19 protein-coding genes and 2 pseudogenes are annotated in these 21,308 nt (G+C 66.4%); 11 read left to right on the forward strand and 10 right to left on the reverse strand.

Going from position 1 to position 21,308, the window contains the following annotated elements:
- Window positions 1-295 precede the first annotated feature (295 nt).
- Complete coding sequence (locus EXE46_RS14685) at window positions 296-1,051, reverse strand: hypothetical protein (protein WP_137689110.1); 756 nt, start codon at window positions 1,049-1,051, stop codon at window positions 296-298.
- 242 nt (window positions 1,052-1,293) lie between these two features.
- On the reverse strand, window positions 1,294-1,857 hold the full coding sequence (locus EXE46_RS14690; protein WP_137689111.1) for a hypothetical protein: 564 nt from the start codon (window positions 1,855-1,857) through the stop codon (window positions 1,294-1,296).
- A 219-nt stretch (window positions 1,858-2,076) separates the two neighbouring features.
- Between EXE46_RS14690 and EXE46_RS14695 the strand changes: the two genes are divergently transcribed.
- The 3 genes from EXE46_RS14695 to EXE46_RS14705 all read left to right on the forward strand — a co-directional run bounded on the left by EXE46_RS14695 (window position 2,077) and on the right by EXE46_RS14705 (window position 5,589).
- Entirely contained in the window at window positions 2,077-2,706 is a 630-nt protein-coding gene (locus tag EXE46_RS14695) for a hypothetical protein (protein WP_137689112.1), read from the forward strand.
- A 194-nt stretch (window positions 2,707-2,900) separates the two neighbouring features.
- On the forward strand, window positions 2,901-4,400 hold the full coding sequence (locus tag EXE46_RS14700; protein WP_137689113.1) for a hypothetical protein: 1,500 nt from the start codon (window positions 2,901-2,903) through the stop codon (window positions 4,398-4,400).
- A 238-nt stretch (window positions 4,401-4,638) separates the two neighbouring features.
- On the forward strand, window positions 4,639-5,589 hold the full coding sequence (locus EXE46_RS14705; protein WP_137689114.1) for a response regulator transcription factor: 951 nt from the start codon (window positions 4,639-4,641) through the stop codon (window positions 5,587-5,589).
- A gap of 31 nt (window positions 5,590-5,620) precedes the next feature.
- On the opposite strand, the gene EXE46_RS17500 is transcribed toward EXE46_RS14705, so the two are convergent.
- Window positions 5,621-6,112 carry a hypothetical protein gene (locus EXE46_RS17500; RefSeq protein WP_241981588.1) on the reverse strand — a complete coding sequence of 164 codons (492 nt, stop codon included), beginning with the start codon at window positions 6,110-6,112 and terminating at the stop codon, window positions 5,621-5,623.
- Window positions 6,106-6,744, reverse strand: a complete 639-nt coding sequence (locus EXE46_RS17505) for a hypothetical protein (RefSeq protein WP_241981589.1) — start codon at window positions 6,742-6,744, stop codon at window positions 6,106-6,108. Before EXE46_RS17505 ends, EXE46_RS17500 begins: the two co-directional genes overlap by 7 nt.
- A gap of 481 nt (window positions 6,745-7,225) precedes the next feature.
- On the opposite strand from EXE46_RS17505, the gene EXE46_RS14715 reads away from it, so the two are divergent.
- From EXE46_RS14715 to EXE46_RS14725, 3 genes are all read left to right on the forward strand, one after another.
- Window positions 7,226-7,567, forward strand: coding sequence for a hypothetical protein (locus EXE46_RS14715; protein WP_137689115.1), 342 nt, complete (start codon window positions 7,226-7,228; stop codon window positions 7,565-7,567).
- Window positions 7,568-7,770: 203 nt separating this feature from the next.
- Window positions 7,771-8,046, forward strand: coding sequence for a hypothetical protein (locus tag EXE46_RS14720; protein WP_137689116.1), 276 nt, complete (start codon window positions 7,771-7,773; stop codon window positions 8,044-8,046).
- Entirely contained in the window at window positions 8,043-8,474 is a 432-nt protein-coding gene (locus tag EXE46_RS14725) for a type II toxin-antitoxin system VapC family toxin (protein WP_137689117.1), read from the forward strand. Before EXE46_RS14720 ends, EXE46_RS14725 begins: the two co-directional genes overlap by 4 nt.
- Before the next feature lie 6 nt (window positions 8,475-8,480).
- On the opposite strand, the gene EXE46_RS14730 is transcribed toward EXE46_RS14725, so the two are convergent.
- Both EXE46_RS14730 and EXE46_RS14735 read right to left on the reverse strand, forming a co-directional pair.
- Window positions 8,481-8,753 carry a hypothetical protein gene (locus EXE46_RS14730; RefSeq protein WP_199234188.1) on the reverse strand — a complete coding sequence of 91 codons (273 nt, stop codon included), beginning with the start codon at window positions 8,751-8,753 and terminating at the stop codon, window positions 8,481-8,483.
- Window positions 8,754-8,822: 69 nt separating this feature from the next.
- Window positions 8,823-10,535, reverse strand: coding sequence for an L-lactate permease (locus EXE46_RS14735; protein WP_137689118.1), 1,713 nt, complete (start codon window positions 10,533-10,535; stop codon window positions 8,823-8,825).
- Window positions 10,536-10,719: 184 nt separating this feature from the next.
- Here EXE46_RS14735 and EXE46_RS14740 point away from each other — a divergent pair, with 184 nt between their 5' ends.
- From EXE46_RS14740 to EXE46_RS17250, 3 genes are read left to right on the forward strand one after another with little or no spacing between them, the layout of a single operon-like run.
- Window positions 10,720-11,226 carry a lactate utilization protein C gene (locus EXE46_RS14740; RefSeq protein ID WP_137689119.1) on the forward strand — a complete coding sequence of 169 codons (507 nt, stop codon included), beginning with the start codon at window positions 10,720-10,722 and terminating at the stop codon, window positions 11,224-11,226.
- On the forward strand, window positions 11,227-13,413 hold the full coding sequence (locus EXE46_RS14745; RefSeq protein WP_137689120.1) for an LUD domain-containing protein: 2,187 nt from the start codon (window positions 11,227-11,229) through the stop codon (window positions 13,411-13,413).
- 53 nt (window positions 13,414-13,466) lie between these two features.
- Window positions 13,467-13,616 (forward strand): hypothetical protein, encoded by a 150-nt coding sequence (locus tag EXE46_RS17250; protein ID WP_199234189.1) that lies wholly within the window; start codon window positions 13,467-13,469, stop codon window positions 13,614-13,616.
- Between the two features lie 77 nt (window positions 13,617-13,693).
- On the opposite strand, the pseudogene EXE46_RS14750 reads toward EXE46_RS17250, so the two are convergent.
- The 4 genes and pseudogenes from EXE46_RS14750 to EXE46_RS14765 form a co-directional block, all read right to left on the reverse strand.
- Window positions 13,694-14,949: pseudogene (locus EXE46_RS14750) on the reverse strand (RNA-guided endonuclease InsQ/TnpB family protein).
- Between the two features lie 277 nt (window positions 14,950-15,226).
- Complete coding sequence (locus EXE46_RS14755) at window positions 15,227-16,414, reverse strand: ABC transporter ATP-binding protein (RefSeq protein ID WP_137689121.1); 1,188 nt, start codon at window positions 16,412-16,414, stop codon at window positions 15,227-15,229.
- 158 nt (window positions 16,415-16,572) lie between these two features.
- Window positions 16,573-18,813, reverse strand: a complete 2,241-nt coding sequence (purL, locus tag EXE46_RS14760) for a phosphoribosylformylglycinamidine synthase subunit PurL (RefSeq protein WP_137689122.1) — start codon at window positions 18,811-18,813, stop codon at window positions 16,573-16,575.
- A gap of 451 nt (window positions 18,814-19,264) precedes the next feature.
- A complete protein-coding gene (locus EXE46_RS14765) occupies window positions 19,265-19,642 on the reverse strand; it encodes a hypothetical protein (protein ID WP_137689123.1) in 378 nt (125 codons plus the stop codon).
- Window positions 19,643-19,745: 103 nt separating this feature from the next.
- Here EXE46_RS14765 and EXE46_RS14770 point away from each other — a divergent pair, with 103 nt between their 5' ends.
- Together EXE46_RS14770 and EXE46_RS14775 are read left to right on the forward strand one after the other, a co-directional pair.
- Window positions 19,746-20,795 (forward strand): MBL fold metallo-hydrolase, encoded by a 1,050-nt coding sequence (locus EXE46_RS14770; protein ID WP_137689124.1) that lies wholly within the window; start codon window positions 19,746-19,748, stop codon window positions 20,793-20,795.
- Between the two features lie 69 nt (window positions 20,796-20,864).
- A pseudogene (locus EXE46_RS14775) lies at window positions 20,865-21,308 on the forward strand (hypothetical protein); the annotation flags it as partial.

The following is a 21,308-nucleotide window of genomic DNA, read 5'->3' on the forward strand; positions in this document are numbered from 1 at the left end:
CACCACACCCGAAGATCCCCCCCCTTCGCCGCCAGTGACTGTATCGAGACATCCGGAGAGCGGGATCAGCGTGAAGGAAAGAACAACAGCGAGCATCCCTCGTCTAGTTACCATACCTCCGAATATATCTAGGAAGAATAATAAATTGTGGTATTATTATTATCCGTTTCGAGGTAGAATATTCGATTCTATCTACACGGACGAACAGGGATCGATCCGGGACATCGAGAATCCTCAATAAAGAGTAGGAATATGGATCCGATCGCAAAACACGGTTATTCTTGAGAGATTCCGTCTAATCTTCTGTGACGCCGACCTGAATACTATCTACCAGATCGACCGTGTCCTGGTCTTCGGTAAACGGACTGTCTTCGACTCCCGTTGCGTCCATCACGGCATCGTACAGATCTCCGTCTTCGGTATCAACTTCGAGGTAGATCTGCTCTACAGATCCCGACGTAACGGTGACGCTGTTTTCGAAAGCACCATTTGGTTTTTCTGAGATCTTGTTCCCATTAATGTCATAGAATTCATATATCTGCCTAACTTCTTCCTTAGTAACTGGGCCGTTAACCTCGTCGCCGAATTCGTTGAACCCGATCTGAATGTCGTGATCGTCCGGCGTGTTGTTCTCAATCTGAATGAATCCCTTATCCTGGAAACCACCATTACCGATCTCAGCGGTCTCGCCGACGGCAGTGGCCACTGCGAGGCTTAAGTCTTCGTTATACATGTTGTTCGCGCCGGCTGCCGGGAGATCAGCCACCTCGAGATCCTCCAGTTTATTGCTGGCGAAGAAAGTAGTATCGGATATATCATGAGCTGTCTTAACAGCGTCACTAGTCGGATTGGCTGATTGAAAATCACCGTCGTTGTCCCGAAAGATGTTACCGGCACTAACGCGGAGGTTGTTACCCAACCCCTCACCGACGACGACCCGCATGTCTGCCGCCGAATTCACACTACTCGAGAACGCCGCCGACGAGAAGACTGCGCCGCTCCCAGTTGCTAACGCTCCGAGTCCGACCACCATGCTGCGTCGTTTAACCATGTGGCTTCCACCTGTTTCTCCCCTGTGGGGGTATCCACTTAGTATTAGGTGACCTGAAACGATTGAAGGGCCCGCTTGAATCCCGAGACGTCCCCGGCGCCCGCTTCAAGCCGGGCTTGAGAGTGTCCACAGAGCGCGACGAACTGCCGGATAGAACCCGGATGCTTCCGAGCAGCGAAAATTCATGGGTCGCGTTATCACACGTCGATCAGCCGTGGGGGTCCGAGAGTGTCAGAATTCGATCACTCGTTGACCGCGGCGATCCCCAGCGTGACGCTCGACTCCTCGGGAAGTTCCTCGAGGGCGCCCGGTGGATCGCCGGGGATCAGGTTGACGACCATCCCGAACGTGACCGCGTCGCCGGACTCGAACGTCTCACTTGAGTCGGCCAGAATGGTCGTTCGACCCTGTTCGTCCGTCTCCGTGGACTCGTCGGCGGAGACGACCCGGAGCGTCTCCGCGACGTCGACGCTCTGCGCGTCGGGATCCTCGCCCGTCCCGGCGAACGAGAAGGCGAGCCGGTCGTACGGCACGTCGCCGTTGTTCGTCACCTCGACGAGATCCTCGAATCTCGATATCGACCGCTGATTCAGCTTCTCGATCACGATCTCGTTGACCTCGCCGTCCTCGTCGGTGCCGACGTACTCCTCGCCCGTGCGACCGGGCGTGAGCGTCAGCTCCGAGGTGACCACGATCCGGAGGTCCGCCGCGGCGGCCGTGCCCGAGAAGAACGACGCGGAGCTAACGACGGCACTGCCGAGCGCCATCGAGCCGAGGCCGAGCGCGGTCTGTCGTCGTGTGGGCATCGTGAGTCGAATTGCGCGGACGCGTTCGTACCCGGTCTTTCGTGGCTCGACGGTTTTGTATTGACGGGCTTTCCAGCGTCGGGCGGACGTCGTCCCGTTCGATGTCGCGGTTCAGCCCCACCCATACCCGCTTCAAGCCCGTCGATACCGAGATTCAGCCGGTGCTTGGGGCGGGTCAAGCGACTCAATACAAAGTGGGTGGGGGTACATGGTGTAGATATGGCTAACAGACGCAGCGTCCTGATCGGACTGGGTGGACTGGTTGCTGGCGGCGGCGCGATCCTGGGTACGGGCGCGTTCACGACCGTGACCGCGGAGCGGACGGTCAACGTCGAGACGGCGGGCGACGCCAGCGCGTTCCTCGGGCTCGCACCGGCGGCTCGCGATGGGAGCCCGCAAAATCCGTTCGTCGAACAGACGGGCGAGACGGTCGAGATAACCTTGGACAATCCAGATGGCGACGGCGGTGCCAACGCGACCGGCGTCAACGCGAACGCCCGGACCACCTTCCGGAATCTGGTGACCGTTACGAACAACGGGACACAGGACGTGACCAGTCTCACCTTGGAGTTCATTTCCGAGGGGTCCGACGACGGGAACCTGAATCTCAGCGACACGTTCCACTTCACTGCCTCGAGCACTGGTGCCGATACTACCGAGGTTTTTGAGCTACAGAATAACAGCAATATACTGGATTCGGCTGCCGATGACGATGGCACACTCACTCCGGGTGACGCGATCAATTTCGGGATCGTCGTCGATCTACTCGATGGCGGAAATGATGGTTCGCTCCCTGATGACGGGAGTTACACGCTACAGATAACCGCTGAAACCGCGGACAATAACTAGTAGCTAATAACCTTCGGGTCATCATAGCCCCGAGGGAACTCGTTCGTTCCGGGCGTCGTGGTCGACAGCCGGCGGCGGCCCGGCGTTACTGCTATACGTAGTTACGACCAACGTGGAGACGGTCGGTACCGGGATCAAAGTTCATGGGTCGAAAACGTAGCCGAGATCGTTCGCGTGGCGGGTCGAGCGGGATCGTGAGCCGCCGCAAGGTCATCGGCGTGCTCGCGACCGGCGGCATCGGAGCCGCGGCGCTGCAAAGCACTGGCGCCTTCAACACGGTCGACTCGGAACGGGACCTCAGCGTCGTGTCGACGGGAGACGACGAGGCTTTCTTACGCATTACCGGCGGACAGGCGGGCGGTTCCGACGGGGACACCGTCACGCTGTTCGAGCTGACGAACCAGTTCGACCAGCCGCTGACGACGATCTCGGCGACGGTCGTGAGTTCGGGACCGCCGATCGACCCGCAGACGATACAGACGCCTGCCGAACTCCCGCCAGGTGGGTCCGGCGACGTCCGAGCGACGGTCGATTGTGAGGCCAACGGCGCGGTCGAGATGCGGTTCGTCGCCTCCAACGCGAACCAACGCGTCGAGTTCACGCGGACCGCGCAGGTCGCGTGCGAGAAGTTCAACGTGTGTGCCCCCCGAGAGCGTCCCTCCGGGTGCGTCGTCAACGAGGTCCCGAAGAAGTCCACCGACTGTAGCCTCGTGATCGACAAGCCGAACCAGATCAGAGAGCGGATCACGGGCAACACCACGGTCGGCGGTGCCGCCGAGTTCCACTCGAAGAGCCAGATCGACCTGACGCTTAGGGGGAACTCGGAGATCCGAGAGTATCTCAAGGTAGACACGCCGAGCCAGATCGGCTTGGATCTCGGCGGCAACAGTCGCGTCCGGGGCGTCCTCAAGGTACGGAGCAAGTCACAGCTCGATCTCGACGTCTCGACGCGTGTCGGGGGCGGACTCTGCGTCGAGGACGCCGGAGAAATAAAGTTCACGCCGCGTGGCGCTACGATCGACGGCGAGGTGTCGCTGACCTCAAACGACCAAGTGACCGTCGACAGCCTGAAGAACGCGACGACCGGTCCGATCACGATCGACGCCTCCGGTCAGGTGAAGTTCGACAAGACGCGGAATTCAACGGTGAACGGGCCAGTGTCAGTGACCGCAGCCGGTCAAGTCAAGCTGGACGAGCTGGAGGCTGTCTCGACCGGTCCGATCACGGTCGACGGCAAGGGGCAGGTAGACATCGTCAGCGGGCGTGATACGACCGTCGACGGGGCCATCGAGGTCACGGACGCCGGTGGCCAGATCACGCTCGATCTGGCGGCGACCGAGATCTCCGAGGGCGTTTCGTTGGCCAACAACAGCCAGGTGAAACTGTCGCTGACGGACGGATCGACCGTCGGATCGGCCGTCGACGTGGACACCGAGAGTCAGGTGAAGATCGACCTGACGGACAGTCAGATCGAAGGCGATCTAAACGTCGTAACCAACAGTCAAGTCGAACTGGACCTGACGGACAGTCAGGTAGACGGGACGGTTACGATCGAGTCACAGAGCCAGGTCGACGTCAGACTGAAAGACTCGTCGATCGCCGGCGATCTCTCTATCTCGACGCCGAGCCAGATATCCGTCTCCGACTGTTCGGCTGTCGAAGGGACGGTCAGCCCACAGCGGGCGTGCCGATAGGACTGAGCGCCCGAAGTCGGGCGCGTCGGATTCATCCCTCTCCAGCGTCTCAAGGAGCGTGCTTCCCCGCGTTCGGAACGGGCGTCTCGACAGGGGCGACGGATCGGCTCCATCGACGAACGGGATGAGCGTTCGCTTGATCGTCTCTTGAAGAGGAGATGCGATCACGATCCCCATCAGATCACCTCGGTTCCCCTGCGCTTATGACGACGACCGCACAAAGCCGGGTACGAACCGGATGCCGCGTGACACCGACGCCACGGTCCTGATAATCGAGGACGACCGAGAGCAGGCTGGGGAGTACGCGGACTGGCTGGAGGGGTACGCGGTCCGGATCGCCGGCGACGGCGAGAGCGCGCTCGACGCGCTCGACGAAGAGGTCGACGTGATCCTCCTCGACGGCGACCTCCCCGACCCGCCGAGCGAGGAGCTCCTCGGACGGCTGCGGGCCCGCCAGATAGACAGTCAGATCGGCCTTCTCTCCGGCGTTCGAGTCGGATCTGACGTGTTCCGGCTCGACATCGACGAGTACGTTCCGCGCCCGCTGGATCGGGACGAGCTCCGCGAGACGGTCGCCCGACTGGTGGACCACGGGGCCGTGGAGAGAATCACCGATCGGTACCTCTCGCTCGTGGCGCGTCGCCGGCAGATCGAGGCCCGGCGGGACGACGAGGATCTGACGGACGACGATCGCTACCGGGAACTGACCGGCGAGATAGCCGGCAGACGCCAACAGCTGAGTTCGCTGCTCGAACGGATAGATGACCCGGCCGCGTCGGGCGACGAGAGTTCCGCGAGTTCGATCGCGGACGCTCGCTCGGGGGAACGCCCCGAGCCGAGCGGCGGCGACGACCGCCCGCTCTACCGCGTTCGGTCGGCGGAGTTCTACGGGCTCTGGCTCGTCGCCGCGCTCACGTACGGCCTCGGCGACGTCTTGTCGACCCTGTACGCCACCATCGCGGTCCCCGGCCTCATCGAAGGGAATCCCGCGGTCAACGCGCTGCTCGAGAATTTCGGGATCCCCGGGTTCCTGCTGTTGAAGCTGCTCGTGTTCTTGGTATTGATCTCCGTCAGCGTTCAGGGGGCTCGGGCCCGCGAACGCTTTTCGTACTACTGGCCGCCGGTCTTGGCGACTGCCATCGGAGTGCTGTTGACCGGATCGAATCTGCGACTGATCGTCGGGGCCTAATCCGCGTGCTACCGACGTGTGACTGTCCGGTTCAGAGCCATTTACGCAGTTTCCGTCGTAGACCGTCGATGAAGGAGACGTCGCGGTCACGGTCGCGGAATCGGAACGGTTCGAGCCCGACAGCGATCACGTACACAGTGGTGACAGCGACGATTATCACGGCATCTATCGCCGCGACTGCGACGAACGGATGGATCGCGTGTAGCGAGAGGATGACCGCTGCCGGGAGGAACTGAACGTACTGCCACTCGGAAACGGACCTGACGTACGCGCCGGTCTCCTCGGGGGCGTGGATCGTAACGGTGGTGCTGGCCGTCTCGCCGCGGTCCGCGACGAGCGAACTTTGAGCGACATCGACGCCCGTACTAGCCGCGTTCACGGTCGCGATTCGGGGAATGAATCCGTCGTTCGTGAAGTTGTACGTGTACTCCACGGACCCGCCGCGCTCGATGACGGTGGGACTCGAGCTCGGCGTCTGTGAGCTCACGATCGTGATGTCGTTCGTCCCCGACGGGATCACCATACTCGCGGTCGCGGGGACCGTGATGAGGAGGAGGATGACGAGGAGGACGAGGACCGCGCTCGTCTTACCCCCCCCCGGTCTCGCGAGCGGCCGTCGCGACCGGTCCGAGAGTTCGTTCCGCCGACCGCCTCGGCGACGAGACTGTACCCGAGGAGCAACAGCCCGACGAGAACCATCGACGATCCGACGTTTCCGTCCGCGATCCCACCCAAGCCGGGAATGCCAGAGAGCGCCGACGACGCGGCGGAGAATCCGCCCTGAAGCAACAACACCACCTGCCCGATTCGCGGGATCACCACGACGTCGCCGTTGAACTGTAAGGCGACCGCGACGATTTGGGACTCCTGGACCGGTGGCTCCGGACCGTCCTGATCGGTGAACGGGTTCGCGTCGCCCTGCGTGATGTAGCCCTGCTCGGTTTCCCCGACGACGCGGTGGGTCGTCAGACCGCCTCCCTGTAGCTCCTGAGCCTCGAACGTCACCACGTCGTCCTCAGTAACGTCGTCAGCGAGCACTGGCGGAACGGCGATAAATCCGTCACCGGGAGCCATGTTCGCCGGCTCACCGTTCATACTGCCCGTGAGGACGAACCCCAGAAGGATCGGCTGACCGAGCTGCTGTCCGACGAGCATCGCTACGACTCCCACCACCAGGAGAAGCGTTAATCCGGAGCTGAGAGCCGATCTGATATCCATGTTGTTCGCGACGTAACTGTGCGGGCAACCGGCTTATCGTAGATCAGTCGAGCATATATGTTGTTCGGCATCCTGTCCGGTCTCGCGACTGACACCGTCGCGGCAGTCACGTTTCCGCGGTTCCTCCGAACACGAGCATACCTCAATAGTCACTCAATAAGTTTATTTGTCTTGAAATTAGCAGATAGTGTGTCAGGAGATGCCACGGCATCGACAAAAGCCTCACGACGGGGAGTCAGACGCGCGGGGAAGTCGCCAAACGGCGGCCACAGGCCCGGGTGTCGGTCAGAGCCTGTCGGATCGTGACTCCAACAGTGAGTCACGGACCGCTGCCAACCGTGTGGACCGCAGAGGCCGCTTCGCGGGTCTATCGAGAAATGCCGACAACCACGGCCGACTCTCCCTCTCGGTGTCGGGCATGTGTCTCCTGTTGGCGACTAAGTTCGCGGACGCGCTCACGACGGGGATCGGACTCACGTACGTGCCCGGAGTCCACGAGTCGAACCCGGTCGTTGCTCCCATTTTTAAAGAAGTCGGCGTCACCGAGGGGCTGTTATTCGGCTCGTTCGCGATCGTCGTCGGTATCGTCGCGGTGACGGAGATCGGCGCGCTCGTGATCGCGCGACGGCGACGCAACGGCCACCTCGCGCCGGTGGTCCGCGCCGTCGGCTACGGGCTGCCGTCGCTGCTGTTCGCTTTCGTCGCGGTCCGCAACGCCGCCGTGTTGCTGGAGGCTATTGAGGTCGCGGGCGTGTTCTGATCCGGGCGAGTTCCGACGACGAGAGGCGCGTTCAGGTGGGCTTATACAGATTAGGCGAGAAATTCACGACTTTACAGTAGTTGCCGAGTCAGATTCTGCTCCGCACTGAGCAGGCTGCTATGATCAGAGCAAATAGAACCGAATCGGTCGGAGAGGCTCAAGTAGTAGAAACGTTTACTTAGTATTAAGAGCAACTCGCTGGTGTGGCGACGGCAGTCAAAGTCGACGAGGACGCGAAATCCCGTCTGGAGGAGTTACAGGCGGAGATACGGCTTCAGGCGGGGAAAAACGTCACCCAGCAGGAGCTGCTTTCGCGACTCATTAGCGACGCGTACGACTCTCGCGGCGAGGTGATCGACTCCTTCCGCTCGTCGACGCTTCCCCTGAGCGAGGAAGAGAAAGAGCGGATGCGTCAGGGCCGAGTCAGTTCCGGGGTCGAAACGGACGAGGAGGATATCGACGACATTCTCTACGGATGACGGTCCTCGTCGACACCGGCGTTCTGTACGCCGATCACGACACCGACGCGTCGAGACACGAGGAGGCGAGCGACGCGCTGGACGCAGTCTACGACGGCGAGTTCGGTGCCGCGTACGTGACCGATTACGTGTACGACGAAGCGGTCACGCTGACCCTCAAGCGAACCGGATCGTTCCCGGCGGCGAAGCGGATCGGCCGGCGGCTCCGCGGCGCGGGTCCGTTCCCGCCGGTCTACGAGATGCTTCACGTGTCGGGTGCGGGGTTTACAGACTCGGTCGAGGTGTTCGAACGCTACGACGATCAGGGGCTCAGCTTCACCGACGCGACGATCGTCTCGCTGTGCGACCGCCATGGTATCGAGGCGGTGCTGAGCTTCGACGACGACTTCGACGGTCTCGTGGATCGGATCGATCCGAGCGCGCTCTAAGAACGGCTACTCCTCGTCCGGCTCGGCCGCGCCGCGTTCCGCCTCCAACACGTCATCAGCGAACTCCCGAATCGCCCGCTTCTCCTCGGCGCTCACGTCGACCGCCTGCGCGCCTTCGATCTTGCCGTTCACGACCGCGTTCTGCTGTGGTCCCCGCACTTCGGCCGGCTGCGCTCTGACGTACTCGGCCCACCGGATCACCGGCTCGTAGCGAGGCGGTCGCTCGGGACCGCCGTCGCTTCCGGTCGAGTCCTCCTCAGGCGTTCGTAAGTCGCTCATAGCGGTCTTCGACGTCGAGTCGTTCGACCCACGTGTCGAGCCGGTCGCGGGAAAGCGTTTCCGGGAGGGTCAGAACAGCCCGGGGACGAGCACGTAGGTCAGCAGCATTCCGAACAGCCCGGCGAACAGCGCGAACAGCGCCATCGGGACGACCGCCTTGCGGAGCAGGTCGCCCTCGCGGCCGGTGATGCCGACGACGCCGCAGATGGCGGCGACGTTCAGCACTGAGACCATGTTGCCGAGGCCGCCGCCGACGTTCTGGAGGCTGACGACGATCGTCCGGGAGAGCTCGACGGTCTCGGCGGCGTTGTACTGGAGCACGCTGAAGAGGATGTTCGAGGAGGTGTTGCTCCCGGTCATGAAGGAGCCGATGGCGCCGATCCACGGCGAGATCATCGGGAGCAGGCCGCCGGCGCCGATCGCGAGCGCCCGGCTGAGCGCCTCCATCATGCCGAGGAGGCCCGCGGTGTTCGTCTGCGACTGGATCATCACCTGCGTCATGGAGACGGCGATGATCAGCGTGAGCGCGGCGGGCGCGACCTGCTCGACCGACCGACGCCACGCGGCCCCCATCTCGTCGAGGTCCATCTTGTGGATGAGCCCCGTGAGGACGGCGATGGGGATGAACGGCATCGTCCCCGGGAGGTAGAGGTACTGGAGCGTGTAGCCGAGCTCCGTGCCGAGGATCGAGTCGACGCCGACGGTGAAGCTCTGGATCCACGCGAGCACCCCGGTCCCGGCGACGGTGAGGTCGGGCCACCGGGTGACGAGCAGCGCGAGCGCGACGAGCAGGTACGGCGTCCACGCGAGCAGCACCGACATCTCCTTTTTCGGCTGGTCGCGGGAGATCTCGTCGAGGTCGAGCCCGCCGAGCCACGTGTCGCTCCACGCCGAGTCGGCGGGGAAGTCCCACTCGCGGTCGGGAACGAGGACGTCGTTGTTCGCGAGCAGGAGGCCGACGCCGAGGACGACGAACCCGGCCGCGATGTCGGGGAGCGCGGGGCCGACGACCCACGCGATGGCGAGCTGCGTCCCGCCGGTGACGGCGCCGAGCAGGAGCGCGAACGGGGCGATCGGGAGCGTGTCGCGGACGGCGCCGCCGAGGCTCCGGCCGCCGTCGGCGTCGCCGAACCAGTACGTGAGGAAGAACACGCCGAGCAGGCCCCAGAACACGTACGTCAGTCCGGTGACGACGCCGGACCAAGCGGAGACCATCGAGAGGAACTCGGTGACGCTCATCGACCCCGACAGCGCCGGTTCGATGACCGCGCCGGTGCCACCGATGACCGGAGTCCCGGCCGCGCCGAACGGCGGGTTCGGCGCGTTGAAGAAGAGGCCGAACACCGCGGCGGCCAGCGGCGGGAAGCCGAGGCCGATGAACAGCGGCGCGGCGAGCGCGCCGGGCGTCCCGAACCCGGCCGCGCCCTCGATTATCGTCATGAAGCCGAGACCGATGAGCAGCACCTGAATGCGTCTGTCCTCCTCGATCTGTCCGAAGTACCACCGGATCGTCGCGATGGCGCCGCTCCCTTCGAGGTAGTTCATCAGGAGGATGGCGCCGAAGACGATGAGGATGATGTCGACCGCCTGGAGCGCGCCGTAGACGGCCGACGCGACCAGCCAGTCGAACTCCATACGCCAGTACGTGATCCCGATCCCGCCCGCGAGCAACCAGCCGACCCCCATCGCGCGGGCGGCCGACCACCTGAGGCCGGCGAGCAGGACGAACGCGACGGCGATCGGGACGACGCCGACGAACGCCAGTGTGAGCACGTTGGTCATGGTTGAGTGTTTTGACCGTGTTTGGGCGTCTCGCAACGACCCATATGTAATTTTCTTTTTGACGATGTTATCCGAGCTGATCGATACACCGAGGCGCGGTTCGTCGCTAAAGCGGCATTACATATCGCGTACGGAGACCGAGTACGGGGAAACATCCATTACGCTGTTCCGTCAACCGCCGCGTATGACAGCCGAGTCACTCGCGACCTTCGAGTCGTCGCTCGACGAGGTCGGGGTCGAGTGCGTTCGGGCGACCGCCGGGGGGTTCGAGGAGGCGGTAGCACCGCTGCTGGAGGAGCCCGCGGTCGGCGCGCCGCTCCCTTTCGAGGGCGTCTCGCTCCCGGACGAGGTGAACACCGACCCCACCGTGGCGGACCTCGAGGCCGCGTCGACGGGCGTCACGGCCGCCGGATACGGCATCGCCGACTACGGCTCCGTGGTGATACAGGGCGGCCCCGCGGGCGAGGAGCCGGTGAGCCTCTACGCCGACGAACACGTCGCCGTCGTCGCCGCGGACGATGTCCTCTCGGACATGGGCGCCGCGTTCGACCGCCTCGCCGCGGACGTCCGCGACGGCGCGGGCCAGTCGATAATCGCGACCGGACCGAGCGCGACGGCGGACATGGGGGCGCTCGTGAAGGGGGCGCACGGGCCGATGGACGTCACCGTCGTCCTGCTGGAGGGCAGGTAGATGAGCGCCGAGAACCGACGGAAGAAGGCCGAACACATCCGACACCTCCTCGACACCGAGGGCGACAGCGTCCGGCAGAACACGCGGGTGTTCAACGAGGGACGCTACGAGTCGACCGCGGACCTCGACGACTACGAGCGACTGAAAGACGAGGCGCGGGCGATCAAGGAGGACGCGATCGAGCGGCTCCCCGAGCTGATCGACGAGGTGACCGAGGCCGTCGAGGCCAACGGCGGCACCGTGTACCTCGCCGACGACGCCGCCGACGCGAACCGATACATCACCGAGGTCGTCGACGGCCGCACCGCCGTGAAATCGAAGTCGATGACCAGCGAGGAGATCGAGGTGAACGAGGCGCTGGAGGCGGACGGCGCCGACGTCTGGGAGACCGACCTCGCCGAGTTCGTCCTCCAGATCGCCGACGAGGCCCCGTCGCACATCGTCGCACCGGCCATCCACAAGTCGCGCGAGGAGATCGCCGCGCTGTTCGACGAGGTGTTCGAGCCGGCGGACCCGCCGGAGACCGCCGAGGAGCTGACCCGGTTCGCCCGCGAGCACCTCGGCGAGAAGATCCGCGACGCCGACGTCGGGATGACCGGTGCGAACTTCGTCACGGCGGACACCGGGACGCTCGCGCTCGTGACGAGCGAGGGCAACGCCCGGAAGTGCGTTCAGGCGACGGACACCCACGTCGCGGTCGCCGGCGTCGAGAAGGTGATCCCGAGCGTCGAGGACCTCCGACCGTTCGTCGAACTCATCGGGCGGTCGGGGACGGGGCAGGACATCACCTCCTACGTCTCGCTGCTCACCCCCCCGACCGACTCCCCGACGTTCGGCGAGGAGGCGCTGGGCTCCGGCGACGAGCGCGACTTCCACCTCGTGTTGATCGACAACGGCCGGATGGAGATGCGCGACGACGAGGACCTCCGCGAGACGCTGTACTGCATCCGGTGTTCGGCGTGCGCGAACTCCTGTGCGAACTTCCAGCACGTCGGCGGTCACGCCTTCGGCGGCGAGACCTACTCCGGCGGGATCGCCACCGGCTGGGAGGCGGGCGTCCACGGCGAGGAGAGCGCCGCCGAGTTCAACGACCTCTGTACGGGGTGTAGCCGGTGCGTGAACCAGTGCCCGGTGAAGATCGACATCCCGTGGATCAACACCGTCGTCCGCGACCGGATCAACCGCGGCGAGGACGGCGACCTCGACTTCCTCGTCGAGGGGCTCACCCCGGACGAGGAGCCGGGCGGGGTCGACCTCCAGAAGCGCCTGTTCGGGAACTTCGACGCGTTGGCGCGGCTCGGGTCGGCGTTCGCGCCGGTCTCGAACTGGGTCGCGGGGACCGGCCCCGCCCGCTCGGTGCTGGAGCGGACGCTCGGCGTGGACAGCCGCCGCGAGCTCCCGCGGTTCGAGCGCGAGTCGCTCGTCGACTGGTTCGCCGACCGGGGGCCCCGGGTCGACCCCGACGCCGCACGCGAGCGTGTGACGCTGTACCCCGACGCGTACACGAACTACGTGCGCACCGAGCGGGGGAAGGCGGCCGTCCGCGTCCTCGAAGCGCTCGACGTCCACGTCGACGTGCCGGCGGCCGGCGAGAGCGGGCGCGCGCCGCTGTCGCAGGGCATGATCGCGACCGCGCGGTCGAACGCCGAGGCCGTGTACGACGCGCTCGCGCCCGCCGTCGCGGCGGGCCGCGACGTCGTCGTGATCGAGCCGTCCGACCTCGCGATGTTCCGCCGCGAGTACGAACGGCTCCTCGACGGCGACGAGTACGAGGCGCTGGAGGGGCACAGCTACGAGCTCTTCGAGTACGTGTACGGCCTGCTGGAGAACGGCGCGGAGATCGACGCGCTCCCCGACGGCGACGGCGAGCGGGTCGCCTACCACAGCCACTGTCAGCAGCGCACGCTGGACCTGGAGCCGTACACCACGGCGGTCCTCGACGACGCCGGGTTCGACGTGGCGACTTCGGACGTGGAGTGTTGCGGGATGGCGGGCAGCTTCGGCTACAAGTCGGAGTACTACGACCTCAGCGTCGACGTCGGCGAGACGCTCGCGGACCAGTTCACGACGGACGACACCGCGGACCGGACCGTCGTCGCCAGCGGCACGTCCTGTCTCGAACAGCTCGACGCGCTGCTCACCCGGCGGCCCGCTCATCCGATCCGGCTCCTCGACGCGCGGCGGTAGCCGACGCGTCGGGTTCAGGTGGGCTTATATGGCCCCCGAACGGACTCGCGGGCATGGACGACCACTCGCACGAGCCCGATCCGGACAAGCGCGTGACCGCCCCGATGCAGGAGTTCGGCAGCCGCGAGGTCGGCATCGGCGCGGCCGTCACGCTCGTCGGCCTGCTGATCGCGTACGCGGTGCCGTTCCTCGCCACCTTGTAAACTACCTCACCCTACTTCACTCACCTCATAAGAGGCTCGCTCGTTGAGGGTGGGGCTTTGATGTGGACTCCCGGCAATCAGTCGCCAGCAATGCGCTGGTAACTCTCGCCGTTCAACATTCCACCATTCACACGCACGTCTACTGGTGCGTCTCCGTCCCCGACTTGGGCGAGGAACGGAGTCTATGTTGTCGCTTTCGACCGTATCGTGTCCCGATGTTCTTCGCGGCGTTGTAGTCCGCGTTCACTTCGTACCCGCACTTCTGGCAACAGAACACTTCTCCCTGCCGGTTGTCCTCATGTGTGAATCCGCAATCTGTCCGAGAACAGCGTTGAGACGTGTGGTTCGGCTTGACCTGCTCCACGGAGACACCGCGTTCCGGAGCTTTGTACTCAACGTACTCGAATAGGCGTCGGAACGCCCATACGTGGTGCCACTTCGCGTGTGGAAGCCGCTCTCGAATATCGGTCAACTCCTCGAACACGATCACGTCACACTCGTGTTCGACAGCCTCCGTAACGATCTCGTTAGCGACGGTGTGAATGTACTGTTTCCGCCATGCTTTCTCTCGCTTTCCGAGGCGAAGCAGGGCGTTGTGTGCGGCTTGCGTGCCGCGCTGTTGCATCTCACCACGTCGCTCCTCGAACTCACGGCACCAGTGGTCGTAGTCGTCTCCATGCCAGAAGCGTCCGGTGGAGGCGACGGCGAGACTGTTGACGCCGAGGTCGATACCGAGGACCGTTTGGTGCTCAGTATCTTCTGAAACCTCAGACGGTTCGTCGTCTCCTTCAGAGTCGTACTTCCGGGTGGTGATATGGAAGTAGAACTCGTCGTCCACTGCGTCGTACTGTAGCGTGCTCGCTCGGAACTCGAACTCTTCGGACAACACGTACCGTTCGTACGGCGTGGGACTATCCGAGGGAAGTTCAAACGCACACTCAACACGCCCGTTGACCGTCGAGAGCGAGACTTTGTTCCGGTAGAACGTCGCGCTCCGCTTGTCGTAGAGCATGCTCCACGACGTGAACTCCGGTTGACTCACTCGTTTACCGCTTTTCCATCGCTCAACACAGCCTTTGACAGCTTGAACGCCGCGTCGAATGGCTTCTTGAACGAGGTTCGCGGTGAGATCGGTCTCCTCACGGAGCTCGTCGTAGAGCGCGTCCCGTGCGGTTGTGTTCGCCGTGACGCACTCGGTGTAGGAGCGGTCGGACCAACAGAACTCAGTGGCACGGTTGGCGCAGTGACGGAATTGCCGGGCGGATTCGTGGAGGTCGTCGCGTCGCTCGTCGGGAACGGCGAGTTTGACAGGGGCAGTACGTCGGACCTCCATATTTCAGATGTAGTGGTAACTGTTCTTAACTATTCGGGAGTCAGGCGGTTGCAGTATGCCGGTTGTGTCGTACCATGTCGGTTTCCTCTCCGGCCTACTCGCTCACTCCGTTCGCTCCTTGAGGCCGGAGGCTCCACCTCGATAATGCGGAAACTTCCGCCCAGCTAGTCGCGGATCGGTTATCGCAGATTAGTTATCGCGGATCAGTTGTCGCAGGTCAGTTGTCGCGAATTGGCTATCGCGGACCAGTTATCGCGAATCAGTTATCCCAGGTCAGCTATCGCGGGTACCAGGCGAGCGGGTGGTCCGCGGTGAGTTCGAGCGAGACCGGCTCGTCGAGGTCGAACTCCTCGACGTGGTTGTGGAGGCAGTGGACCGCCTCGCCCGAGTCGAGCTCGACCCGGTAGACGAACGAGGGGCCGACGTACTGCCGCGAGGTGACGACGCCGTCGGCGATCTCGGGGCTGGCGGGCGTGGCGCGGAGGTCGTCGGGGCGGACCAAGACGTCGACGGGCGCGCCGTCGTAGACGGTGTCGTACCCCTCCAGCGTCACGGCGTCGAACCGCCCGATCCCGGTGTCGACCTTCCCGTCGCGGAGCTCACCTTCGAGGAACGACGCCCGGCCGAGGAAGGAGGCGACGAACTTCGACTCCGGGCGCTCGAAGACGGACTCGGGGCGACCGACCTGCTCGATCTGCCCGTCGTTCATGACGGCGACGCGGTCGGAGATGGAGAGTGCCTCCTCCTGATCGTGGGTGACCGAGACCGCGGTGACGCCCGCCTCCTTCAGGATGCGGCGGACCTCCTCGCGCATCTCCACTCGGAGGCGCACGTCGAGGTTCGAGAACGGCTCGTCCAAGAGGAGCACCTCCGGCTCCGGGGCAAGCGAGCGAGCGAGCGCCACGCGCTGTTTCTGCCCGCCGGAGAGCTGGTCGGGCGTCTTCTCGCCGTGGTCGGTCATCTCGACCAGTTCGAGCAGCTCGTCGACGCGCGCCTCGCCTTCGGCGGCATCGCCGTCGGGCAGCCCGAACGCGATGTTCTCGCGGACGGTGAGGTGGGGAAACAGCGCGAAGTTCTGGAAGACGATGCCCACGTCGCGTCGCTCCGGCGGGACGAACGCGCCGTCGCCGGCGACGACCTCGTCGCCGAGGGCGATCTCGCCCTCGGTCGGCTCTTCGAGGCCGGCGATGGTGCGCAGCGTCGTCGTCTTCCCGCACCCGGAGGGGCCGAGGAACGTCAGCAGCTCGCCGGAGCGCACGTCGAGCGAGACGTCGTCGACGGCGGTCTCGGGGCCGAACGCCTTCGTGACGTCCGACAGCGAGAGGACGGTGTCGGCGGCGGCGTTCGACTCGTCGTCGGAAGCGGCGCTCGCTCGGTGTTCGGCCGCCGAGTCGTCCGATCCCTCGGTCGTCGCGTCCTCCGACTCGACCGAGCGCGTCGTGCCGACTGGTTCCGTGGATGCCATCGATTGGGGGCGGGCGCCGGAGCGACCGGCGTCCCGCGGTTGCCGCCACATACTTTAGGAGTGCCTAAAAGCGTATCGCTCGCTCTCGCGGCGTCGAAACCGCGCGATCGCGAGGCCGAGAAGCGTCGAAGCCGGCGCGGGCGCCCCGCCGCGACGCCTCAGGCCAGTTCCCGCTCGATCACGTCGCGGTGATCGCGGACCGCGTCGGCGGAGAGCGAGACAGACTCGCCGCCGACCGAAAGCGAAAGCGTGCCGTCGGTCGTCACGTCGCCGATCCGGAAGACGGGGAGGTCGCCCGCGGCGGCCGCGACGGCCCCCGGGTCTGTCGTCTGGACGAGGAGACGCCCGGGCGTCTCGTCGAAGGCCGCGACGCGGTCGGGCAGGGTCGCGTCGACGCCGGCGTCGTCGGTGACGAGTTCGGCGAGCGCGACCGCCAGCCCGCCCTCGCTCACGTCGTGGGCCGCGAGCGTCGACTCGTGTCGGGCGGCCGCGGCCAGCGACGCGACGAGGCCGTCGAGGTCGTCGGCCGCGCCGGAGTCGTCGGGGAGCGTCGGGAACCGGTCGCTCCCGCCGGTGTGCGCGAGGTACTCGGAGCCGCCGAGCGCGTCGCCGCCGGCACCGACGAGCAGGAGCTCGGAGTCGCCCGCGCGCTCGGCGTCGAGCGCGGCCGGCGGCGCGTCGTACCCTCGCCTCGTCCCGAGTACGGCGAGCGTCGGCGTCGGGGGGATCGGCCCCTCGACGCTGTCGTTGTACAGCGAGACGTTGCCGCCGACGACCGGCGTGTCGAGCGCGGAACAGGCGTCCGCGAGGCCGTCGACGATCCCCTCGAACGCGCCGTACACGTCGGGCTTCTCCGGGTTGCCGCCGTTAAGGCAGTCGACCGCCGCCAGCGGCACGGCGCCGGTCGCGGCGAGGTTCGTCGCGTTCTCCAGCGCCACGGCGCGGGCGCCCTCGTACGGCGCGACCGCGGTCCACTTCGGGTTCGCGCCGGAGGCGAGCGCGAGGCCGACGCCGTCCGCGGCGGCGGCGGATTCCTCCTCGCCCTCGGTCTCCCGGATCGCGAGCAGCGCGGCGTCGTCGCCGGGCTTCACCGCGGTCCGCGTGCCGACCTCGTGGTCGTACTGGCGGTACACCCAGCGCTTGCTCGCGGTCGAAGGGGCGGCGAGGACGGCCGCGACGGCCTCGTCGAGCGGGGGCTCGTCGTCGGGGAGATCCCGGTCGGGCTCGCTCGGCGGCTCGCTCGGGAGGTCGTTCATCGGCGCGCCGTCGGCGAGGAACTCGGCGGGCGCGTCGACGACCGCTTCCGGTTCCTCGGCGTCGCCCGCGAACTCGCAGACGTAGTTGCCGTCGGTCACCTCGCCGATGACGGAGCAGCCGAGGTCGAACCGCTCGGCGAGCGCCGCGACGCGGTCGACGTCGTCGGGGGCGACCTCGTAACACATCCGCTCTTGGCTCTCGGCGAGCAGGATCTCGGTGGCGTTCATCTTCGGCTCGCGCTGGTGGACGCGGTCGAGGTCGATGCGAGCGCCGAGCCCGCCCTTCGCGACGAGCTCGGAGGAGGCGCCGCCGAGGCCGGCCGCGCCGAGGTCGCGGGCCGACAGCACGAGCCCCTCGTCGATCAGGGCCTCGTTACACTCGATCAGGCGCTTCTCGGCGTAGGGGTCGCCCACCTGAACCGCGGGGCGGTCCTCCGTCTCGGCGTCCTCGGCGAGGTCCTCGCTGGCGAAGGAGGCGCCGCCGAGCCCGTCGCGGCCGGTGCCGTTGCCGACGAGGACGAGCTTGTTCCCCGGCTCCTGCGCGGTGGCCGTGACCAGTCGGTCCTCGTTCGTCACCCCGACGCAGGCGACGTTGACGAGGGGGTTCCCCTCGTAGCCGCCGTGGAAGGCGACGCTGCCGCCGACCGTCGGGACGCCGATGCAGTTGCCGTAGTGGGAGATCCCCTCGACGACGCCCTCGAAGAGGTAGCGGGAGCGCTCGCGGTCGAAGCCGCCGAAGTACAGCGAGTCGAGCAGGCCGATCGGGTACGCGCCCATGCTCATCGTGTCGCGGACGATGCCGCCGACGCCCGTCGCCGCGCCGTCGAACGGGTCGACGAAGGAGGGGTGGTTGTGGCTCTCGACGCCGAAGGTGACGTAGGTGTCGCCGTAGTCGTCGGCGTCGCGCTCGGCCGCGGGGGCGTCCGCCGCCTCGGGGGTCGGCAGCGCGAGGACCGCGGCGTCGTCGCCGGGGCCGACCACGACCTGGTCGCCCTCGCTGTCGAACGCCGACAGGAGGGGTCGCGAGGAGCGGTACGCGCAGTGCTCGCTCCAGAGGTTCTCGAACAGCGCGGCCTCGGCCGCCGTGGGCTCCCGACCGAACTCCGCGGTCACGAGCTCGCGGTCCGCATCGGACAGACTCATTCACTTACGTGGTTACCGAGCCGGGTCTAATGCTTTTCTATACGCACGTTCGTGGTGATCGAGACGCCCGCGACGCCGACGCGACCGGATTCGATCCGCGGTGCCGTTGCGGTGGCGCTGCGGTGTCGCTGCGGTGTCGCTGCGGTGGCGCGTGCCGGTGAGCGCCGCAGGGCGGCGCGAACAGCGAGAGACCGCAGGTCTCTCCGGCAGCCGGACGTGGTCCGGCGACCGCACCGCGCGAGGGAGTCGCGAACGGAGTGAGCGACGAGGTTGGAGAGGCGTGAGGTGCGGGACGGAGCAGTGCGGGGCGGGACTCGAAGGGGCAGTCACCGGCGGCTTCGCCGCCGGTTGCCCGTGGCGCGTCGCGCCTCGCGACTGGGGCTTCGGCGACATTCACCGTCGATCCGCGATCGATTATTTACAAGCGATCGGCCCGAGATCTCGAAACTGCTTATAACAGAACGGCCACGGCTCCGTAGACGACGGCGGTCGCCACAACGCCGATCCCCACCGCCTTCGCGTTGAGCCGGACGGCCTTCTTCCGGTCGGCGGCGAGCGCCGCCTCGTTCTGGATCTCGTTCGCTCCGTCGCCCACGTCGAAGACGCCCATGCCGGCGAAGCCGATACAGAAGCGCTCGCGGTACTGTAACGCGCCCATCGCGGCGCCGTACAGCGGGAGCACGGCGGCGATCAGCGCCCAGCGCGGCCACGAGAGCGTGACGACCGCCGCGACGAACGCCGCCGCGACCGCCAGCGACCCGACGCCGAGGAGGAGCCGCCGTCGCTGCTGGGTCGGTCCGATGTTACACACGCCCGGTTGGTACTCCATACCGTCGGTGAGGCGCGCGCGAGTAAAAGCCCTCCTGACGGCGGGCCTCGGCCGGGCTCGCCGCGGTGGCAACCCTGAAATGCGCGCCGCGCGACGTGGTCGTGTGAAACGGATCCAGCTCGGCAACACCGTCTTCGAGGGCGAAAACGACGTGTACCTGCTCGACGGCGAGACGACGGCGCTCGTCGACACCGGCGTCGCGCTCCCCGAGGTCCGCGAGGAGTTGGTCGACGGCCTCGCCGAGTTCGGGCTCGCGTTCGCCGACGTCGACGCGGTCGTCCTCACCCACTGGCACCCGGACCACGCGGGGCTCACCGGCGAGGTTCAGGCGGCGGGCGGCGCCGACGTGTACGTCCACGAGGCCGACGCCGAGCTCGTCGACGGGAGCGAGACGCCGCTGTTCGCCGACTCCGACCTCCAGCGCGAGACGTTCGAGCGGTGGGGGATGCCCGCGGCCGACCGGGAGCGCCTGACCGACTTCTTCGCGGCGGTGAGCGCGGACCTCTCCGGCGAGCCCGCAGACGTGACGACGTTCGGCGACGGCGACGCGATCGAGGCGGGCGGCGTCGAGCTCGAAGCCCTCCATCTGCCGGGGCACACCGCCGGGCTCTCGGGGTTCGCGTTCGACCCGCGGACGGTGCCCGACCACGATCCCGTGGCGGGCGCGGACGCGACGGAGGAGGCCTTCACCGGCGACGCGCTGCTCCCGAAGTACACTCCCAACGTCGGCGGCGCGGACGTGCGCGTCGAGGGGGCGCTCGCCGCCTACGCCGAGAGCCTCGCCCGGATCGTCGAGCGCGACTTCGACGCCGCCCATCCCGGCCACCGCTGGCGGATCGACGACCCGAGCCGGCGCGCGGCGACGATCCTCGACCACCACCGCCACCGGACGCGCCGGGTGATAGAGGTCCTCGACGGCCGCGAGACCGCCACCGCGTGGGAGGTGTCCGCCGCGCTGTTCGGATCGCTGGAGGGTATCCACGTCCTCCACGGCCCCGGCGAGGCGTTCTCGCACCTCGACCACCTCGCGGCCGCCGGCGTCGTCGAGCGCGACGGGACCGCGTACCGGCTCGTCGACCCAGACCCCGACGTCGACCCGCTGTTCCCGACCACGCCGCTCGACGACCTCGTGGACGGGAGCGAGGACGCGTAGCGGACCGGTCGCTCGCGCCGGGCTCTCCTCCGGCGAAAGCTATTCACGGCGGCCGACGTATTCGGGGACGTGAAGCGGGACGCCCTCGCTGCGGTCGCCGTCGCCCTCCTCGCTCTCGTCGCGCTCGGCGTCGCGGCCGCGACGCTGGACACCGCCGTCGACGTCGGCAGCGGCGGGTTCGGCGGCGGGGGCGGGGCGGCCCCGAGCGTCGGCGAGGACGCCGGTGACCCGGGAGTCCTCACCTCGTCCGGCGAGGCGGGGTCGGTGTCCGTCCCGGGGATCTGTCTCCCCTTCCTCCGGGAGCCGCCGGCCGTGGTCGCGCTCGTCGTCGGACTGGCGCTGCTCGCGGGGATCACCTATCGCGACACCGCGTCGCCGTTCGCGAGCGCGGCCGTCGCCGGCGTGCTCGGCGTCCCGATCGGGGCCCTCTTCTGGATACTGTCGACGTGCCGATCGGTCGAACGGAGCCTCAGGGCGTCGCTCGGTCTCGGCGGCAACGGGACGGGGCTGTTC

Source organism: Halorubrum sp. GN11_10-6_MGM (assembly GCF_005435165.1).
Classification (GTDB): Archaea; Halobacteriota; Halobacteria; order Halobacteriales; family Haloferacaceae; genus Halorubrum.